This window comes from Sphingomonas oleivorans (genome assembly GCF_003050615.1).
Classification (GTDB): Bacteria; Pseudomonadota; Alphaproteobacteria; order Sphingomonadales; family Sphingomonadaceae; genus Sphingomonas_H; species Sphingomonas_H oleivorans.
The window spans coordinates 171,044-187,522 of record NZ_NWBU01000009.1 but is presented as its reverse complement, the minus strand read 5'-3'; the positions used below and the strand labels follow the sequence as shown (position 1 = coordinate 187,522).

Sequence of the window (16,479 nt, the reverse complement as noted above, 5' to 3'; positions counted from 1 at the left end):
CTCAGCGCGCCTTGAAAAGCCCGCCGAGCAGCCCGCGCAGCAGCTCGCTGCCGACCCGGCCGGCAATCTGGCGCCCGATCGAGGAGGCAGCCGAGCGCGCGGCGGAGTGGATCATCTTCTCCGTCATGCTGGGCTTGGCCGCCTCGCGCGCGGCGGCGGCGCGGGCACGCTCCTCGGCGCGAGCCTGGGCGGCAGCGGCACGCGCGGCCTCGCGCTCGGCAGCCGCACGCTGGCGCGCATCGAGCTGGGCCTGGCGCGCGGCGGCCTTGGCCTCCTCCGCCTGTGCCTTGGCCGCTTCCGCCTCGAGACGCGCCTGCTCGGCGGCGGCCTTCGCATCGCCCGCCTTGGCCGCGAGCATTTCCTGCGCCGACTCGCGATTGACGAGCGCATCATATTTGCCCTCGAGCGGCGAGAGCGAACGCAGCATCGCACGCTCCTTCTCCGTCAACGGCCCGACGCGCGAGGAAGGCGCGCGGATCAGCGTGCGCTCGACCGGCGAGGGCGCGCCATCGGGCTGGAGCAGCGAAACGAGCGCCTCGCCCACCCTGAGCTCGGTGATCGCGGTGGCGACGTCGAGGCCGGGGCTCGCGCGGAACGTCTCCGCCGCGGCGCGGATCGCCTTCTGGTCGCGCGGCGTGAAGGCGCGCAGCGCATGCTGGATGCGGTTGCCGAGCTGTCCCGCCACATCCTCCGGCACGTCGATCGGATTCTGGGTGATGAAATAGACGCCGACGCCCTTGGAACGGATCAGGCGCACCACTTGCTCGATCTTGTCGTTGAGCGCCTTGGGCGCGTCGTCGAACAGCAGATGCGCCTCGTCGAAGAAGAAGACGAGCTTGGGCTTGTCCGGATCTCCGACCTCGGGAAGCGTCTCGAACAGTTCGGACAGCAGCCAGAGGAGGAAGGTGGCGTAAAGCTTCGGCGCGGCCATCAGCCGGTCGGCGGCGAGGATGTTGATGCGTCCCCGCCCCTGTTCGTCGAGGCCCAGAAAATCATGGATGTCGAGCGCGGGCTCGCCGAAGAAGCGGTCCCCGCCCTGTCCTTCGAGCTGGAGCAGCTGGCGCTGGATCGCGCCGACGCTGGCGCGGGTGACATTGCCGTAGCGGGCGGAAAGATCGGCGGCATTTTCGGCCGTCCAGGCAAGCATCGCCTGAAGATCGGCCAGATCGAGGAGCAGCATTCCCTGCTCATCTGCCGCGCGGAAGGCGATCGAGAGCACGCCTTCCTGCACCTCGTTCAACCCCATCAGCCGGCCGAGCAGCAGCGGCCCCATCTCGCTGATGGTGGTGCGGATCGGATGGCCTTGCTCGCCGAACAGATCCCAGAAGACGACCGGATTGTCGGCATAGGACCAGCCCGTATCGCCAATCTCGGCAGCGCGCGCGGCAAGCGTGGCATGGATCGAGGCGGTGGGCGATCCGGCCATGGCGAGGCCGGCGAGATCGCCTTTCACATCCGCGACGAAGACGGGCACGCCCGCGCGCGAAAAGCCTTCGGCAATGCCCTGGAGCGTGACCGTCTTGCCCGTGCCGGTCGCACCCGCGATCAACCCATGGCGATTGGCACGGCGCATGTTGAGGATCTGGCGGCTGCCCGTCGATCCGGCGCCGATGAAGATGCCCGGCGCGTCGGTCATGCCCATCCCCTTTATTCTACAGACGCCCTGTCCCGGAAATCGATCGTCCGTCCCGTAGATGGCGGACCGGCGTCGCCCACGTCGCTCGCGACCCTCCCGTCACCGGCGGGAGGGTCGCAAGGTCGCCATCAATTCTGGCGCAGGTCAACCCCGACATAGAGCGCCGGCGAATTGCCCCGCTGGACGAGCAGGAGCACCGTCTTCTGCCCGGCACGGCGCGCGGCGTCGATCGCGGCGGCGGCTTCCTGCGTGGTCGCGACGGGACGCTGGGCAATGGCGATGATCACGTCGCGCGGCTGGAGGCCCTTGGCGGCTGCATCGCTCGACGGATCGACCGCCGCGATGGCGACACCGCGGGTATTGGGCGGCAGGCGAAGCTGGCGCGCAATCTCCGGCGTGACCGTCTGGAGCGACAGGCCGATCGCGGCCCGGGCCGATTGCGGCGCGGCTTCGCTGCCCTGGCCGGACGACGGCCCTTCGCCAAACTCCTCCTCGGCCGTCGCCGCGAGCTGCTCCTCGGGCGGACGTTCGGCGACGATGACCGTCACCGTCTGGCGCTTGCCATCGCGGATCAGCTCGACCGGCACGCGCGAGCCGATCGGCGCATTGGCGACGATGTAGGAGAGCGTATTGTCCGGCGAGACATCGCGATCATTGACCTTCACGATCACATCGCCCTGGCGGATGCCGGCACGCGCGGCGGGCTGACCCGGCTCGACGCGGCTGACGATCTCGCCCCGATCCTTGGGCAGGCCCAGCGAAGCGGCGATGTCCTCCGTCATCGGCTGGATGCCGACGCCCAGATAGCCGCGGCGCACGCGGCCGCCCTTCATCAGCGCGTCGATGACGGGCTTGGCCTCTTCCGCCGGAATGGCGAAGCCGATGCCGACATTGCCGCCGGTGGGCGAGAAGATGGCGGTGTTGATGCCGACGACATTGCCGTTCAGATCGAACATCGGGCCGCCCGAATTGCCCTGGTTGATCGCTGCATCCGTCTGGATGTAGCGATCATAGGCGCCGCCCTGGTTGATCGAGCGGTGGATCGCCGAGACGATGCCCGCCGTGACCGTGCCGCCGAGCGCGAAGGGGTTTCCGATCGCCACCACCCAGTCGCCGACGCGGGTGCGCGTGGAATCGCCGAACTGGACGAAGGGCAGGTCGCGCGCCTCGATCTTCAGCACCGCCAGATCCGACTGCGCATCCTTGCCGATCACGCGCGCCGTATATTCCTTGCGATCCGGCAGCGTCACCTTGATCGAGGAGACGGTGGCATTGCCCGCCGAGGTGGGACCGCCCGAGATCACATGATTGTTGGTGACGATATAGCCATCGGGCGAAATGATGAAGCCCGAGCCAAGCGACTGGGCCTCACGCGTGATCGGCCGGCCGTCCGGCGAGGAGCCGCCACCGCCGCCGAAACGGCGGAAGAAATCATCGAGGGGCGTGCCCGCGAAGGGATTTTGCTGCTGCACCTCGACACGCTGCGTGGTCGAGATGTTGACGACGGCAGGCTGGAGACGGGCGGCGAGGTCCGCGAAGCTCATCGGCGCGCCGACGCGCGGCGGGGCGGCATTGATCGCCCCCGGCGCATTCTGCGCGATCTGCGCCGCGACGGGCTGCTGGAGCGTCATTGTGGCAGTCGCACCACCAGCGAGCAGAGCCGCGGTGATGGCATAGGCGTAACGCACGATAGCAAACCTCCTCGACATTCAATCCGCCCGGCCGGGCCGTGCAGGGGCGGAAAATTCCGGATACGAGTCTGAACGTTTATTGAACGGCATCGGGCCCGGTGCGGCCGATCAGGGCCGCCGCCCCTTGAATTCCCTCATATATTCATTGTCCGGCGAGAGGATCACCGAGGCCGAACCGCGCGGCTGATCGTCATCCGTGCCGAAGGTGGTGCGATAGGACTGCATCGCCCGGTAGAAATTGTAGAAATCCGCATCCTTGCCAAAGCTTTCGGCATAGACGCGCGCGGCTTCCGCATCGGCATCCGCACGGATCACCTGCGCCTCGCGCATGCCCTGCGCGCGGATCGTCAGCGCTTCCTGCTGGCGCGCGGTGCGCATCCGCTGATAGGCGCTGTCGAGCGGCGTACCGTCGGGCAGGTCGGCGCGCTTGATCCGCACGTCGACGATCTCCGCGCCATATTGGCGAGCGACGCGATTAAGCCCGGCCTGGATATTGTCCATCACCTGCCCCCGCTCGGGGCTCAGCAGCGCGACGAAGGGCCGCTTGCCAAGCTCGTTGCGCAGCGCCGAGCCAAGGATCGGGCGCAGCGCCTCCGCCACGCGCCGCTCGCTGCCCGCCGCAATATACATGCGCAGCGGGTTGACGATGCGGTAGCGCGCATAGGCGTCCACCTCGAGCCGGAGCTGATCGGTCGACAGCACCGACTGGCGCTCCATGTCGAAATCGAGCACGCGCTTGTCGATCCAGACGATATTGTCGACGAAAGGGATGCGCGCGACCAGGCCGGCGCCGGTGCGGCCGAAGTCCTGATTGGGCTGGTAGGGGTTGTAGACGCGCCTCGGCTCGCCCAGCCGCACGATCAGCGCCTGCTTGGTTTCGGGCACGACCACGAACACGCTGGACATGATGATGATGGCAATCACCGCCAGCACGGCCCAGGCGATCGGATGGCGGCTGATCTGGCTCGCGGCGCTCATCGCGGCTGGCTCCCGCGCTGAAGCTGCCCCAGCGGCAGATAGGGGGTCACGCCCGGCGCCTCCACCACGGTCTTGTCGGTCTTGGCCAGGACTTTCTCCATCGTCTCATAATACATGCGCTTGCGGGTCACGTCGGGCGCGAGGCGATATTCGGCATAGACGCGGTCGAACGCCGCCGCCTCGCCGGCCGCCTTCTCGCGCAGCTGCTGCGCATAGGCGCGCGCGCCGTTCAGATAGGATTGCGCCTCCTGCTGCGCGGCGGACACTTCCTTGAAGGCATCGTTCACCGCCTGGGGCGGATCGGCCTGCTTGATGGCGATGCCCTGGATGGTGACGCCGGCGCGATAGCCGTCAAGTATCTCCTGCATGCGGCTGGCGACGCGGGCCTCGATCTGGCTGCGCTGCGGGCCGATCGCATCGTCCAGCGTGACGCGCGCGATTTCGGCGCGCATCGCGCTTTCCGCCACCTCGCCGACCGTATCGTCCGGATCGGCCAGTTCGTAGAGATAGAGTTCGGGATCGCGGATGTTCCAGCGCACCGAATAAGCGAGATCGATGATGTTCTGATCGCCCGTCAGCATCAGATTCTGCGAATTGGGCGCGGTCGATCCGATATCCTTGGTGCGGATATCCTCGACCGCGACGGTCGCCACCCGGTCGATCGGCGCGGGGAAGGACAGGCTGATGCCCGGATTCAGCACGCCGGCGAACCGGCCGAGCCGGGTGATCACGCCGCGCTCGCCCGGCTCGATCCGGTGGACGCTGGTGAATAGCAGCCAGAGCAGCGCGAAGGCCGCGACGAACCAGAACCAGATCGGCTTGCCATTGCCCTGCGGGAAGCCACCGCCAAACCTGTCGCGCCCGCGCCGCAGCAGCTCGTCGAGCGCACTGGGGCCGAGATTGGGCTTGCCGCCCGACGGCCGCCGGCGCGGCGGCTGGTTCCACGGATTACGGGGCCCAAGCCCGCCGCCTTCGCCGCCCGACCCGCCATTCTGACCACCGCGGCCGCCCCAGGGGCCGCCCTCGTTCAACATGGCCTGGCCATCGGCATCCTGTCCGGAAATACTATTCATGCGGGTCATTATAGGAAGGGCCGTCGGGAAAAACAGTGCCCTTTGCCCGGCGAACCGCCTATGGCACCGCGCATGAGCAGCAAGGACCCTCTTTCGGCCGCCCTCGATCGCATCGCCGACCCTTCCGGTGGAGCGGGCCTGATCGCCTCGGGCCGCGCCGCCCCGCCCCGCCTGGCGGACGGCACGGCCGACGTGATCCTGGATGTGACGGGCCTCGACGATGCCGAGCGGGCCGCGCTCGAAACGCAGGTGAAGGCGGAACTCGGCCGCGTGCCGGGCGTGTCGCGCGTGCGCGTTGCGCTCACCGCTGCCAAGCGTGAACGCAGGCTGATCGCGGTCGGCAGCGGCAAGGGCGGGGTCGGCAAATCGACGCTCGCCGCGAATCTTGCGGTGGCGCTTGCCCGGAGCGGTTTCAAGGTAGGGCTGGTCGATGCCGATATTTACGGTCCCTCCCAGCCCCGGCTGATGCATGCCGAAGAGGCAAAGCCGGTCGCGGTGGACAAGCAGCTCGTGCCGGTCGAGACCGATTATGGCGTGCCGATGCTCTCCATGGGCCAGCTCGTGCCCAGCGGACAGGCGATCGCCTGGCGCGGGCCGATGGCGGCGAGCGCTTTGGGCCAGCTCGTCGATGCGCGCTGGGACGATGCGGAGATATTGATCCTCGATCTTCCGCCCGGCACCGGCGACGTGCAGCTCAGCATGATCCAGAAGCACCGCCCGGCCGGCGCCCTGATCGTCTCCACGCCGCAGGATCTGGCGCTGATGGACGCGACGCGCGCGATCGACCTGTTCAACAAGGCGAACGTGCCCGTGATCGGGCTGGTCGAGAATATGGCCGGCTATATCTGCCCGCATTGCGGGGAGGCGTCCGATCCGTTCGGCACAGGCGGCGCGGAGGCGGCGGCGCAGGGGCTGGGCCTCCCCTTTCTCGGCCGGGTGCCGCTGGCGATCGGCATCCGCACCGCATCCGACGCCGGCACCCCGCCCGCCGCCGGAGAGGGGCCCGAGGCCGAGCCCTTCCGCGCGATCGCGACGCGGATCGCAGCCTGGTTGAACCCGTCGCCGCCCGGCGGGTTCTGATCCGCGACTGCCCCGGACAGGGAGTAGATCATGCCGCTCACCACCGATGCCGAGATCGCCACGCTGCTGAACGAGACGCGGACCATCGCACTGGTCGGCCTGTCGGACCGGCCCGACCGGCCGAGCTACAGGGTGATGAAGTTCCTGCAGGATCATGGCTATCGCGTGCTGCCGGTGAATCCGCAGATAACGGGAGAGCATGTCCATGGCGAATATGTCTGGCGCGAGCTTTCGCAGATCGGGGAGCCGATCGACCTGGTCGACATCTTCCGTCGGCCCGAAGCCGCCGGCGAGGCGGTGGATCAGGCGATCGAAGCGGGCACCAGGGCGGTGTGGATGCAACTCGGCGTCGTCAACGAGGCGGCCGCCGCGCGCGCCGAGGCGGCGGGCCTCAAGGTGGTGATGGATCGCTGCCCGGCGATCGACATACCCCGTCTGGGACTGGCGAAGATCGGCTGAGGCGGCGCGCGCCGCCGCGCCTGCATGCCGGGCGGCCGCTTTCCCGTTCGTTGGCGGGGCGCACCGATTGCGCATCGCCCGCCCGACCCCATATGCGTCGCCGAAATCAGATCGGGGATAGAATGAGCGAGGATAAGATAGGCTGGCACGGCACGACAATCCTGTCGGTGCGGCGCGGCGGCAAGGTGGTGGTGGCCGGCGACGGGCAGGTTTCGCTCGGCAATACGGTGATCAAGCCCAATGCGCGCAAGGTGCGCCGCCTGGGCGACGGGCAGGTGGTGGGCGGCTTTGCGGGCGCCACGGCGGATGCCTTCACCCTGTTCGAGCGGCTGGAGGCGAAGCTGGAACGGCATAGCGGCCATCTGATGCGCGCCGCGGTCGAGCTCGCGAAGGATTGGCGGACGGACAAATATCTCCGCAACCTGGAGGCGATGATGATCGTGGCCGACAAGGAGACGACGCTGATCCTGACCGGCAATGGCGATGTGCTGGAGCCCGAAGCCGGCATCGCCGCGATCGGATCGGGCGGCAATTTCGCGCTCTCCGCCGCCCGCGCGCTGGTGGACTATGAAGAGGATGCCGAGACGATCTGCCGCAAGGCGATGGGCATCGCCGCCGATGTCTGCGTCTTCACCAATGGCAATCTAACGGTCGAGACGCTGGACAGCCTTTCTTGATATTCATCGGCCCCGCAAGGGATCGATGCCTTCCTTGTCGCGTCCGGCGGAGACAGTCCCCCTGCCTCACCGGACCGATCACCAAAGAGTTTCGAGAATGAACGACGCCCTTACTCCCAAAGCCATCGTCGCGGCGCTCGACGCGCATATCGTCGGCCAGGATGACGCCAAGCGCGCGGTCGCCGTGGCGCTGCGCAATCGCTGGCGGCGCCAGCATCTGCCCGACGGGCTGCGCGACGAGGTGTCGCCCAAGAATATCCTGATGATCGGGCCCACCGGCTGCGGCAAGACGGAGATCAGCCGGCGGCTGGCGAGGCTCGCCGACGCGCCCTTCGTCAAGGTGGAGGCGACCAAGTTCACCGAGGTCGGCTATGTCGGCCGCGACGTGGAGCAGATCGCGCGCGATCTGGTCGAGGAAGCCGTGCGGCTCGAAAAGGAACGCCGCCGCAATGCAGTGAAGGACAAGGCGGAGGAAGCAGCCCTCGCCCGGCTGCTCGACGCACTCGTCGGCAAGGATGCGAGCGAGGCGACCCGCGCCTCCTTCGTCCAGCGCTTCCGCGACGGCCATCTTGACGACAAGGAGATCGAGCTGGAGCTGGAGGATGCGGGCGGCATGCCGCTGGAAATCCCCGGCATGGGCGGCCAGGTCGGCATGATCAATCTCAGCGACATGATGGGCAAGGCGTTCGGCCATGCCCGCACCAAGCGCCGCCGCCTGCCGGTACGCGCCGCCTGGGCCAAGCTGGTCGACGAGGAGGCGGACAAGCGGCTCGACCAGGATGAGGTGAACCGCGCGGCCTTGGCCGATGCCGAGGCGAACGGCATCGTCTTCCTCGACGAGATCGACAAGATCGCCGTTTCCGACGTGCGTGGCGGATCGGTCAGCCGCGAGGGCGTGCAGCGCGATCTGCTGCCGCTGATCGAGGGCACGACCGTCGCCACCAAATATGGTCCGATGAAGACGGACCATATCCTCTTCATCGCCTCCGGTGCCTTCCATGTCGCCAAGCCGTCCGATCTGTTGCCCGAGCTTCAGGGCCGCCTGCCCATCCGCGTCGAGCTGAAGGCGCTGACCGAGGCGGATTTCGTGCGCATTCTCTCCTCCACCCGCGCCTCGCTCACCGAGCAATATCGCGCGTTGATCGGCACGGAAGGTGTGGAAATCGGCTTCACCGACGACGGCATCGCCGCCATCGCCCGCATCGCGGCGGAGGTGAACGGCCAGATCGAGAATATCGGCGCGCGGCGGCTCTCGACGGTGATGGAAAAGCTGCTCGAAGAAGTGAGCTTCGACGCGGAGGATCGGAAGGGCAGCGCGCTGACGATCAACGCGGCCTATGTGGAGCAGCAGCTCGCGGCGATCGCGCGCAACACCGATCTCAGCAAATATGTGCTCTGAATCTCTTCGTCATGCCGGCGCAAGCCGGCATGACGAAGGATAAGGGCATTAGCGGCTACCGAACTTCTTCACCGCATTCTTGTGCGCGCCGGGCGCGCCCTTGGGGCGGCTGAAGCGGCGCTTGGGGGCGCCATCCGGGCGAGCGGCACCACGCTCGCCATCGTGCCGGCGCGGACCACGATCGCCGCGCGGCGCCTCGGGGGCCTGGACAGCGGGCTTTGGCAGCTTCGCTTTTTCCGCGAGGAAATTCTCCGGCAGCGGCTGGATTGCCAGCTTCACCCGGGTGAGCTTCTCGATCTGGCGGAGATAGGCCCGCTCGTCGTCCGCCACGAAGGCGATGGCGATGCCCGTGGCACCCGCGCGCGCGGTGCGGCCGATGCGGTGGACATATTGTTCGGCGACGTTGGGCAGCTCGAAATTGAACACATGGCTGACCCCGCCCACATCGATGCCACGCGCGGCGATATCGGTGGCGACGAGAATCTTGATCTCGCCCTTGCGGAACAGGCCCAGCGCGCGCTCACGCTGCGGCTGGCTCTTATTGCCATGGATCGCCTCGGCGCCGATGCCGGCAGCCTTGAGATGCTTCACCACGCGATCCGCGCCATGCTTGGTGCGGGTGAAGACGAGCGCGCGATCGATCGGCTCGGATCGGATGCGCAGGGTGAGCAGCGCCTGCTTCTCCGTCTGGTTGACGAAGGTCGCGAACTGCTCGACCCGCTCGGCCGTAGTGGACTGGGGTGCCACCGAAACCTTGACCGGATCGGTCAGGAAGCGATCGCCCAGATCCGCGATCGCCTTGGGCATCGTGGCCGAGAAGAACAGGCTCTGGCGCTTCTTGGGCAGGAGCTGGTCGATCCGCTTCAGCGCATGGATGAAGCCGAGGTCGAGCATCTGGTCCGCCTCGTCGAGCACGAAGATCTCGACATATTTCAGGCTGAGCGCGCGCTGGTCGATCAGGTCGAGCAGGCGGCCGGGGGTGGCGACGAGGATGTCGACACCCGCCTGGAGCTGGCGGACCTGCCGGTTGATCGGCACGCCGCCGAACACGGTCGCGACCGACAAGCGCAGGAACTTGCCATAAGCGACGAAGCTCTCAGCGATCTGGCTGGCGAGCTCGCGCGTCGGCGAGAGCACGAGCATGCGGCAGCCCTGCGGCGGACGATGCTTGAGATTATCCGCAAGGCGATGGAGCGAGGGCAGCGCGAAGGCCGCCGTCTTGCCCGTGCCCGTCTGCGCGATGCCGCACAGATCGCGGCCGTCGAGCAGCGGCGGGATCGACTGGATCTGGATCGGCGTGGGCTGATCATAGCCCTTGGCGGCAAGCGCCTTCTGGATCGGTTCGAGAAGGCCGAGCTGCGAGAATTTGGTCAAGTGATTATGCTTTCGATCAGGCGCATGCGCCCCCAACCCGAAAAGGGGGCGGCGCAGCGGGTTCATCTGACGACCCGCGTGAAAAGGGAAGCCTGGGGCTTGGGCGTCGCGAGGGGGGAGCACGACCGGCATTTTGGAAGGGCCGGGAGATCACGCTGCTCCTCACCAATGCCCGGCGGACCAGGCATCGACACTGTCTCCCTATGCTGCATCGCGGCCGAAATGGCAAGATGGCTTGGCCGAGCCCATTCGGCCCGCTAGCCTGCCGGCGGAATGATGGGGGGACATATGATCCGGACGATCCTTGCGGCGGCCCTGATGGCATCGGCAGCACTTCCGGCGCAGGCGGCGCTGAGCGGGGCGGAAGCGAAGATGGCGGCGACGGTGGATGCCGAGACCGGCAGGTCGATCGGGCTGCTTGAGAAGCTCGTTACCACCAATAGCGGCACGCTGAATCTGGAAGGCGTTGAAAAAGTTGGAGAAATGATGCGCGCCGAATTGGCGCCGCTCGGCTTCGACGTGCAATGGCTGCCGATGAAAGAGGCCGGCCGCGCGGGGCATATCGTCGCCACGCACAAGGGCGACGGCAAGGGCAAGCGGATGCTGGTGATCGGCCATCTCGATACGGTGTTCGAGCCGGAGTCACCCTTCCAGAGCTTCACCCGCAATGGCGACATCGTCACCGGGCCCGGCGTCAACGACATGAAGGGCGGGCTGGTCGTGATCGTCTCCGCGCTGCGCGCGATGCAGGCGGCAGGCACGCTCAAGAAGGCCGATATCGTCGTGATGCTGACCGGCGACGAGGAACGGCCGGGATCGCCGCTCGACAAGGTGCGCGCAGACCTGATCGCGGCGGGCAAATGGGCCGATGCCGCGCTCGATTTCGAGACGCTGGCGCGCGAAAATGGCCGCGACATGGGATCGATCGCGCGGCGCTCCGCTTCCTCCTGGATGCTCAGGACCACCGGCAAACCGGGCCATTCGAGCGGCATATTCAGCAAGAATGCGGGCGACGGCGCAATCTACGAGATGGCGCGCATCCTCGCCGCCTTCCGCACCGAACTGCCCGAGCCCAATCTGACCTTCAATGTCGGCCTGCTGGCGGGCGGCACGACTGCGGGCACCGATGCGAAAGGCGTCACCGCGACCGCGAGCGGCAAGACCAATGTGATCCCCGGCCTCGCCGAGGCGCGCGGCGACCTGCGCACGCTTTCCGACGAGCAGACCGAGCGGGTGCGCGCCAAGATGCTGGCGATCGTCGCGCGCCATCTGCCGGGCACGGGCGCGGAGCTGACCTTCGCGGGCGACGGCTATCCGCCGATGGCGCCGACCGAAGGCAGCCGCGCGCTGCTGGGGCAGCTCAACGGCGTCAATCGCGATCTGGGCCTGCCGGAGATGGCGGCACTCGATCCGCTCAAGCGCGGCGCGGGCGACATCGGCTTCGTCGCGCGCGACGTCGACGGGCTGGTGGGCCTAGGCATGGCGGGCGAAGGTTCGCATGCGCCGGGCGAGACGGCGGACCTCAAGAGCCTGACCGTGCAGGCCAAGCGCGCGGCGATATTGATGACGCGGCTGAGCCGGGAGACGCGGGGACGCTGAGGCAGGCGCCCCCTTCACATCGTCGCGCTCAGGGCGAGCGCGGTCGGGTGAAAGCCGCGCGGGGGAAAGGGTTACGCCTCTTCCGCTGCGCCCTGCGGACGGATCGCGGCTTCGAGCCAGTCGGGCAGAAGCACGCCTTCCTCGGCCTTCAGCGCCTCGATCCGGCGATGCTCCACCGCGAGGCCGAGATCGGGATAATAGATGCGCGCGGCATCGCCCGGATCGGCCTCGACCCGCCGCACGACGAGGCGGCGATTGACCTTGCTGCGATAGTTCATCCGCGCGGTATTTTCCTGGCCGACATAGCAGCCCTTGGTGAAGCTGACGCCGCCCAGCTCGCGCGCATTGCATTCGAGCCACAGCGTCTTGTCCGACCCCAGCTCGGCCACGCCTTCGGGAACGCCCAGCGACAGCCGGTGCACGCGCCAGCCCTCGGCCGGCGCGCCGGGGGCCGCCAGCCAGCGGCGGCCGAGCGCGGCAAGGCGCGGATCCTCCGCCCCTTCCCCGCCCGATGGCGCCCAATGGACGGCCAGCTTCTCCTCGCGCGCGATCGTGATCGGGCGGCGCAGCCGGTACATGGTCAGGCGCCGCGCGAGCGCATCGGCCTGATCCGCCTCGCAATCGATCAATATATCGTCGCCATCCGCCCAGAGGAGGAAATCGAACAGCGCCTTGCCCTGCGCCGTCAGCAACCCCGCCCATTTGGGCGCGCCTTCGCGGACGGTGGACAGGTCCTGCGTGACGAGGCCTTGCAGGAAGCCGCGCACATCCTCGCCCGAAACACGCAGCAGGGCACGATCGATCAGGGTGGTTCCGCTCATGCCGAACAGGTAGGGAGCGGCATCGAGAAAGGAAAGCGCGATGGCGAACTACGATCTGATCCTGAAGAATGGCACCGTCTGGACACCGGGCGGCCCGGTGGAGGCCGATATCGGCGTGCGCGACGGCAGGATCGCTGCCATTGGCGCATCGGGCGATGCGGGCGAGACGATCGACTGCGCAGGGCTGACCATCCTTCCGGGCGTGATCGACAGCCAGGTGCATTTCCGCGAGCCGGGGCTGGAGGCCAAGGAGGATCTGGAAAGCGGCAGCCGCGCCGCCGTGCTGGGCGGCGTGACGGCCGTGTTCGAAATGCCCAACACCAAGCCCAATACCGACAGCGAGGAGGCCGTGCGCGACAAGCTCGCCCGCGCCAAGGGGCGGATGTGGTGCGATCATGCCTTCTATGTCGGCGCGACCTCCGCCAATGCCGAGCGGCTGGCGGAGCTGGAGCGGCTGCCCGGCACGGCGGGCGTCAAGATCTTCATGGGCGCATCGACGGGCGACCTGCTCGTCTCCGAGGATACGGAGCTGGCGCGCGTGCTGGCGTCCGGCCACCGCCGCGTCGCCATCCATGCCGAGGATGAGGCGCGGATGCAGGCGCGGCTCAATGAACGGATCGAGGGCGATCCCGCATCGCATCCGGTGTGGCGCGACGATGAGAGCGCGCTGCTCGCCACACGCCGCATCCTGAGGCTTGCGCGCGAGGCCAAGCGCCGCATCCATATATTGCACGTGACGACGCCGGCCGAGCTGGAGCTGATCGCCGAACATAAGGACATCGCCACCTGCGAGGTGACGCCGCAGCATCTGACCCTGGCGGGCGAGGAGGCCTATCCCCGGCTCGGCAGCTATGCGCAGATGAACCCGCCGATCCGCTCCGCCGCGCATCGCGAGGGCTTATGGCACTGGCTGAACCAGGGCGTGCCCGACGTGCTGGGATCGGACCATGCGCCGCATCTGAAGGAGGAGAAAGCGAAACCCTATCCCGCCTCGCCGAGCGGCATGCCGGGCGTGCAGACGCTGCTGCCGCTGATGCTCGATCATGTCGCCAAGGGGCGGCTGACGCTCCAGCGGCTGGTGGAGCTTACCTCGGCCGGGCCGCAGCGCGTGTTCGGCCTGACCGCCAAGGGGCGGATCGCGGCGGGCTATGATGCGGATTTCTCGATCGTCGACCTGAAGGCGCAATGGACGGTGGAGGAAAGCTGGCTCGCATCCAAATGCGGCTGGTCCCCCTTCACGGGCATGGCGCTGACCGGAAAGCCCGTCGGCACGATCATCCGCGGCCGGCGCGTGATGTGGGAAGCCACGCTCGCCAACCAGGCGGAAGGCCAGCCGCTGCGGTTCGACCCGCTGCTGTGGGGATAGGGCCGATCCGGGTGGACGGGCCGGGGAACGGCCAATATAGGGCGGCGCCATGGATTTCCCTTCCACGCCGCCCGCGACGCGATCGGAGCGTCCCGGTCCGCTCCCCCTCCTGATCTTCGGATCGCGCTGGCTGCAGCTGCCGCTCTATCTGGGCCTGATCGTCGCCCAGGGCGTCTATATGTTCCTGTTCCTCAAGGAATTATGGCACCTGGTGCTGCATGCGCGCGACTTTGGCGAGCAGCAGATCATGCTGGTGGTGCTCGGCCTGATCGACGTGGTGATGATCTCCAACCTGCTCGTGATGGTGATCGTCGGCGGCTATGAGACATTCGTCTCGCGGCTGCGGCTGGAGAACCATCCCGATCAGCCGGAATGGCTGAGCCACGTCAATGCGGGCGTGCTCAAGGTGAAGCTCGCAATGGCGATCATCGGCATTTCGTCGATCCATCTGCTGCGCACCTTCATCGAGGCGGGCAATATCGGCACCGCCACGGCGCGCGTCGTCACCACCGGCGTGATGTGGCAGACGGCGATCCATCTCGTCTTCATCATTTCGGCGATCGGCATCGCCTATGTCGACCGCCTGTCGCAGCAGCGGCATTAATCCCTCTGGAAAGCTATAACGATGACCGACACGCCTCCCGACCGCCTCTCGATCGATCCCAAGAGCCCCTATTTCGACGCGGAAGCGCTGCGCCGCGGCGTCGGCATCCGCTTCAAGGGCGTCGAGAAGACCAATATCGAGGAATATTGCGTGAGCGAGAGCTGGGTGCGGATGGCCGTCGGCAATTCGCGCGATCGCCATGGCAATCCGATGACGATGAAGCTTTCCGGTCCCGTCGAGCCCTATTTCCGCGGTCCGACGCCCGACGACGCGGGCGCCGAATCCGCCGACTGAGCTTTTCGAGCGATCATATCGGAGGCGGATCGTCTCCCGATGCGTTAGGCTGTCCTACCCGCCCGAAAGGGCGAAGAGGACAGGACGAACGCTATCATGGAATCCGAAACGCCCGAGACCGAAGCCGAACTGACCGGGGCCAGCCCACGCCGGCGGCCCCGCCAGCAGCCGCTGGAAATAAGCGGGCGGCGCTTGAGCCCCGCCACGCTGATGATGGGCCATGGCTATGATCCGATGCTGTCCGAAGGATCGCTGAAGCCGCCCATCTTCCTCACCTCCACCTTCGTCTTCGAAAGTGCTGCAGCCGGCAAGCGCCATTTCGAAGGCGTCACCGGCAAACGGCCGGGCGGCGCGGAAGGGCTGATCTATTCGCGCTTCAACGGCCCCAATCAGGAAATATTGGAGGATCGGCTCGGCATATGGGAGGATGCGGAGGACGCGCTCAGCTTCTCCTCCGGCATGGCGGCGATCGCGACCGTGATGCTGGCGCTCGTCAGGCCGGGCGACACGATCGTCCATTCCGCGCCGCTTTATGCCGCGACCGAGACGCTGATCGGCAAGATACTCGGCCGCTTCGGGATCAACTGGCTCGATTTCCCGGCGGGCGCGACGCGCGCACAGATAGACGAGGTGCTGGAACGTGCGCGCAAGGCGGGGCGGGTGGCAATGGTCTATCTCGAAAGCCCGGCCAATCCCACCAATGCGCTGGTCGATATCGAGGCGGTGACGGCGGCGCGCGACGCGCTGTTCGCCGAGGAGACCGAAAAGCCGCCGATCGTGATCGACAACACCTTCCTGGGGCCGCTCTGGCAGCAGCCATTGAAGCATGGCGCGGACATGGTGCTCTATTCGCTCACCAAATATGCGGGCGGGCATAGCGATCTGGTGGCGGGCGGCGCGGTCGGGTCGAAAGCGGTGATCGATCCGGTGCGCGCGATGCGCAACACGATCGGCACGATCACCGATCCGCATTCGGCCTGGATGCTGCTCCGCAGCCTCGAGACGCTGGAGCTGCGCATGACGCGAGCGGGCGAGAATGCGGCGAAGGTCTGCGCCTTTCTGCGCGATCATCCCAAGGTGGAACGGATCGGCTATCTCGGCTTCCTGGAGGAAGGCAGCCGGCAGGCGGATATTTATCGCCGCCACTGCACGGGCGCGGGATCGACCTTCTCGCTCTACCTCAAGGGCGGCGAGGCGGAGGCGTTCGATTTCCTCGACCGGCTGCGCATCGCCAAGCTGGCGGTGAGCCTAGGCGGCACCGAGACGCTCGCCAGCCATCCGGCGGGGATGACGCATCTTTCCGTGCCCGACGAACGCAAGAAGGCGCTCGATATCGGCGACAATCTGGTGCGCATCTCGATCGGCGTGGAAAATGCCGACGACCTGATCGCGGATTTCGATCAGGCATTGCGATAGGCCCCTCTCCCA

15 protein-coding genes are annotated in these 16,479 nt (G+C 67.2%); 9 read left to right on the top strand and 6 right to left on the bottom strand.

What is annotated here, in order from left to right; genetic code table 11:
* Position 1: 1 nt before the first annotated feature.
* The 4 genes from CLG96_RS10720 to hflK all read right to left on the bottom strand — a co-directional run bounded on the left by CLG96_RS10720 (position 2) and on the right by hflK (position 5,378).
* A complete protein-coding gene (locus tag CLG96_RS10720) occupies positions 2-1,636 on the bottom strand; it encodes a helicase HerA-like domain-containing protein (protein WP_107968097.1) in 1,635 nt (544 codons plus the stop codon).
* A gap of 128 nt (positions 1,637-1,764) precedes the next feature.
* Positions 1,765-3,324 (bottom strand): Do family serine endopeptidase, encoded by a 1,560-nt coding sequence (locus CLG96_RS10715; RefSeq protein WP_107967872.1) that lies wholly within the window; start codon positions 3,322-3,324, stop codon positions 1,765-1,767.
* A gap of 111 nt (positions 3,325-3,435) precedes the next feature.
* Complete coding sequence (gene hflC / locus CLG96_RS10710) at positions 3,436-4,305, bottom strand: protease modulator HflC (protein WP_107967871.1); 870 nt, start codon at positions 4,303-4,305, stop codon at positions 3,436-3,438.
* Entirely contained in the window at positions 4,302-5,378 is a 1,077-nt protein-coding gene (hflK, locus tag CLG96_RS10705; protein WP_107967870.1) for an FtsH protease activity modulator HflK, read from the bottom strand. Before hflK ends, hflC begins: the two co-directional genes overlap by 4 nt.
* 72 nt (positions 5,379-5,450) lie before the next feature.
* On the opposite strand from hflK, the gene CLG96_RS10700 reads away from it, so the two are divergent.
* The 4 genes from CLG96_RS10700 (at position 5,451) to hslU (ending at position 8,993) form a co-directional block, all read left to right on the top strand.
* The gene (locus CLG96_RS10700; RefSeq protein WP_107967869.1) at positions 5,451-6,458 is read left to right on the top strand and encodes an Mrp/NBP35 family ATP-binding protein; all 1,008 of its coding nucleotides are present in this window, start codon (positions 5,451-5,453) and stop codon (positions 6,456-6,458) included.
* A gap of 30 nt (positions 6,459-6,488) precedes the next feature.
* A complete protein-coding gene (locus CLG96_RS10695; RefSeq protein ID WP_107967868.1) occupies positions 6,489-6,917 on the top strand; it encodes a CoA-binding protein in 429 nt (142 codons plus the stop codon).
* Between the two features lie 122 nt (positions 6,918-7,039).
* Positions 7,040-7,594 carry an ATP-dependent protease subunit HslV gene (gene hslV / locus CLG96_RS10690; RefSeq protein ID WP_107967867.1) on the top strand — a complete coding sequence of 185 codons (555 nt, stop codon included), beginning with the start codon at positions 7,040-7,042 and terminating at the stop codon, positions 7,592-7,594.
* 97 nt (positions 7,595-7,691) lie between these two features.
* Complete coding sequence (hslU, locus tag CLG96_RS10685) at positions 7,692-8,993, top strand: ATP-dependent protease ATPase subunit HslU (RefSeq protein ID WP_107967866.1); 1,302 nt, start codon at positions 7,692-7,694, stop codon at positions 8,991-8,993.
* A gap of 48 nt (positions 8,994-9,041) precedes the next feature.
* Here hslU and CLG96_RS10680 read toward each other — a convergent pair whose 3' ends face one another.
* Positions 9,042-10,367, bottom strand: coding sequence for a DEAD/DEAH box helicase (locus tag CLG96_RS10680; protein ID WP_243395732.1), 1,326 nt, complete (start codon positions 10,365-10,367; stop codon positions 9,042-9,044).
* A 288-nt stretch (positions 10,368-10,655) separates the two neighbouring features.
* Between CLG96_RS10680 and CLG96_RS10675 the strand changes: the two genes are divergently transcribed.
* A complete protein-coding gene (locus CLG96_RS10675; protein WP_107967864.1) occupies positions 10,656-11,966 on the top strand; it encodes a M20/M25/M40 family metallo-hydrolase in 1,311 nt (436 codons plus the stop codon).
* 71 nt (positions 11,967-12,037) lie between these two features.
* On the opposite strand, the gene ygfZ is transcribed toward CLG96_RS10675, so the two are convergent.
* Complete coding sequence (gene ygfZ, locus CLG96_RS10670; protein ID WP_107967863.1) at positions 12,038-12,787, bottom strand: CAF17-like 4Fe-4S cluster assembly/insertion protein YgfZ; 750 nt, start codon at positions 12,785-12,787, stop codon at positions 12,038-12,040.
* Between the two features lie 40 nt (positions 12,788-12,827).
* On the opposite strand from ygfZ, the gene CLG96_RS10665 reads away from it, so the two are divergent.
* The 4 genes from CLG96_RS10665 to CLG96_RS10650 all read left to right on the top strand — a co-directional run bounded on the left by CLG96_RS10665 (position 12,828) and on the right by CLG96_RS10650 (position 16,467).
* Complete coding sequence (locus CLG96_RS10665; RefSeq protein WP_107967862.1) at positions 12,828-14,153, top strand: dihydroorotase; 1,326 nt, start codon at positions 12,828-12,830, stop codon at positions 14,151-14,153.
* A 49-nt stretch (positions 14,154-14,202) separates the two neighbouring features.
* Positions 14,203-14,757: a TIGR00645 family protein gene (locus CLG96_RS10660; protein WP_107967861.1), complete on the top strand. Its 555-nt coding sequence runs from the start codon at positions 14,203-14,205 to the stop codon at positions 14,755-14,757.
* Positions 14,758-14,778: 21 nt separating this feature from the next.
* Positions 14,779-15,051, top strand: coding sequence for a DUF3297 family protein (locus CLG96_RS10655; protein WP_107967860.1), 273 nt, complete (start codon positions 14,779-14,781; stop codon positions 15,049-15,051).
* Positions 15,052-15,147: 96 nt separating this feature from the next.
* Entirely contained in the window at positions 15,148-16,467 is a 1,320-nt protein-coding gene (locus CLG96_RS10650) for a cystathionine gamma-synthase family protein (RefSeq protein WP_107967859.1), read from the top strand.
* Positions 16,468-16,479 lie beyond the last annotated feature (12 nt).

Bases quoted from the DNA above. Each gene is read 5' to 3' on its own strand.
- CLG96_RS10720 (WP_107968097.1), bottom strand. From the start codon at position 1,636: ATGACCGACGCGCCGGGCATCTTCATCGGCGCCGGATCGACGGGCAGC.
- hflC (WP_107967871.1), bottom strand. From the start codon at position 4,305: ATGAGCGCCGCGAGCCAGATCAGCCGCCATCCGATCGCCTGGGCCGTG.
- hflK (WP_107967870.1), bottom strand. From the start codon at position 5,378: ATGAATAGTATTTCCGGACAGGATGCCGATGGCCAGGCCATGTTGAAC.
- CLG96_RS10700 (WP_107967869.1), top strand. From the start codon at position 5,451: ATGAGCAGCAAGGACCCTCTTTCGGCCGCCCTCGATCGCATCGCCGAC.
- CLG96_RS10695 (WP_107967868.1), top strand. From the start codon at position 6,489: ATGCCGCTCACCACCGATGCCGAGATCGCCACGCTGCTGAACGAGACG.
- hslV (WP_107967867.1), top strand. From the start codon at position 7,040: ATGAGCGAGGATAAGATAGGCTGGCACGGCACGACAATCCTGTCGGTG.
- hslU (WP_107967866.1), top strand. From the start codon at position 7,692: ATGAACGACGCCCTTACTCCCAAAGCCATCGTCGCGGCGCTCGACGCG.
- CLG96_RS10675 (WP_107967864.1), top strand. From the start codon at position 10,656: ATGATCCGGACGATCCTTGCGGCGGCCCTGATGGCATCGGCAGCACTT.
- ygfZ (WP_107967863.1), bottom strand. From the start codon at position 12,787: ATGAGCGGAACCACCCTGATCGATCGTGCCCTGCTGCGTGTTTCGGGC.
- CLG96_RS10665 (WP_107967862.1), top strand. From the start codon at position 12,828: ATGGCGAACTACGATCTGATCCTGAAGAATGGCACCGTCTGGACACCG.
- CLG96_RS10660 (WP_107967861.1), top strand. From the start codon at position 14,203: ATGGATTTCCCTTCCACGCCGCCCGCGACGCGATCGGAGCGTCCCGGT.
- CLG96_RS10655 (WP_107967860.1), top strand. From the start codon at position 14,779: ATGACCGACACGCCTCCCGACCGCCTCTCGATCGATCCCAAGAGCCCC.
- CLG96_RS10650 (WP_107967859.1), top strand. From the start codon at position 15,148: ATGGAATCCGAAACGCCCGAGACCGAAGCCGAACTGACCGGGGCCAGC.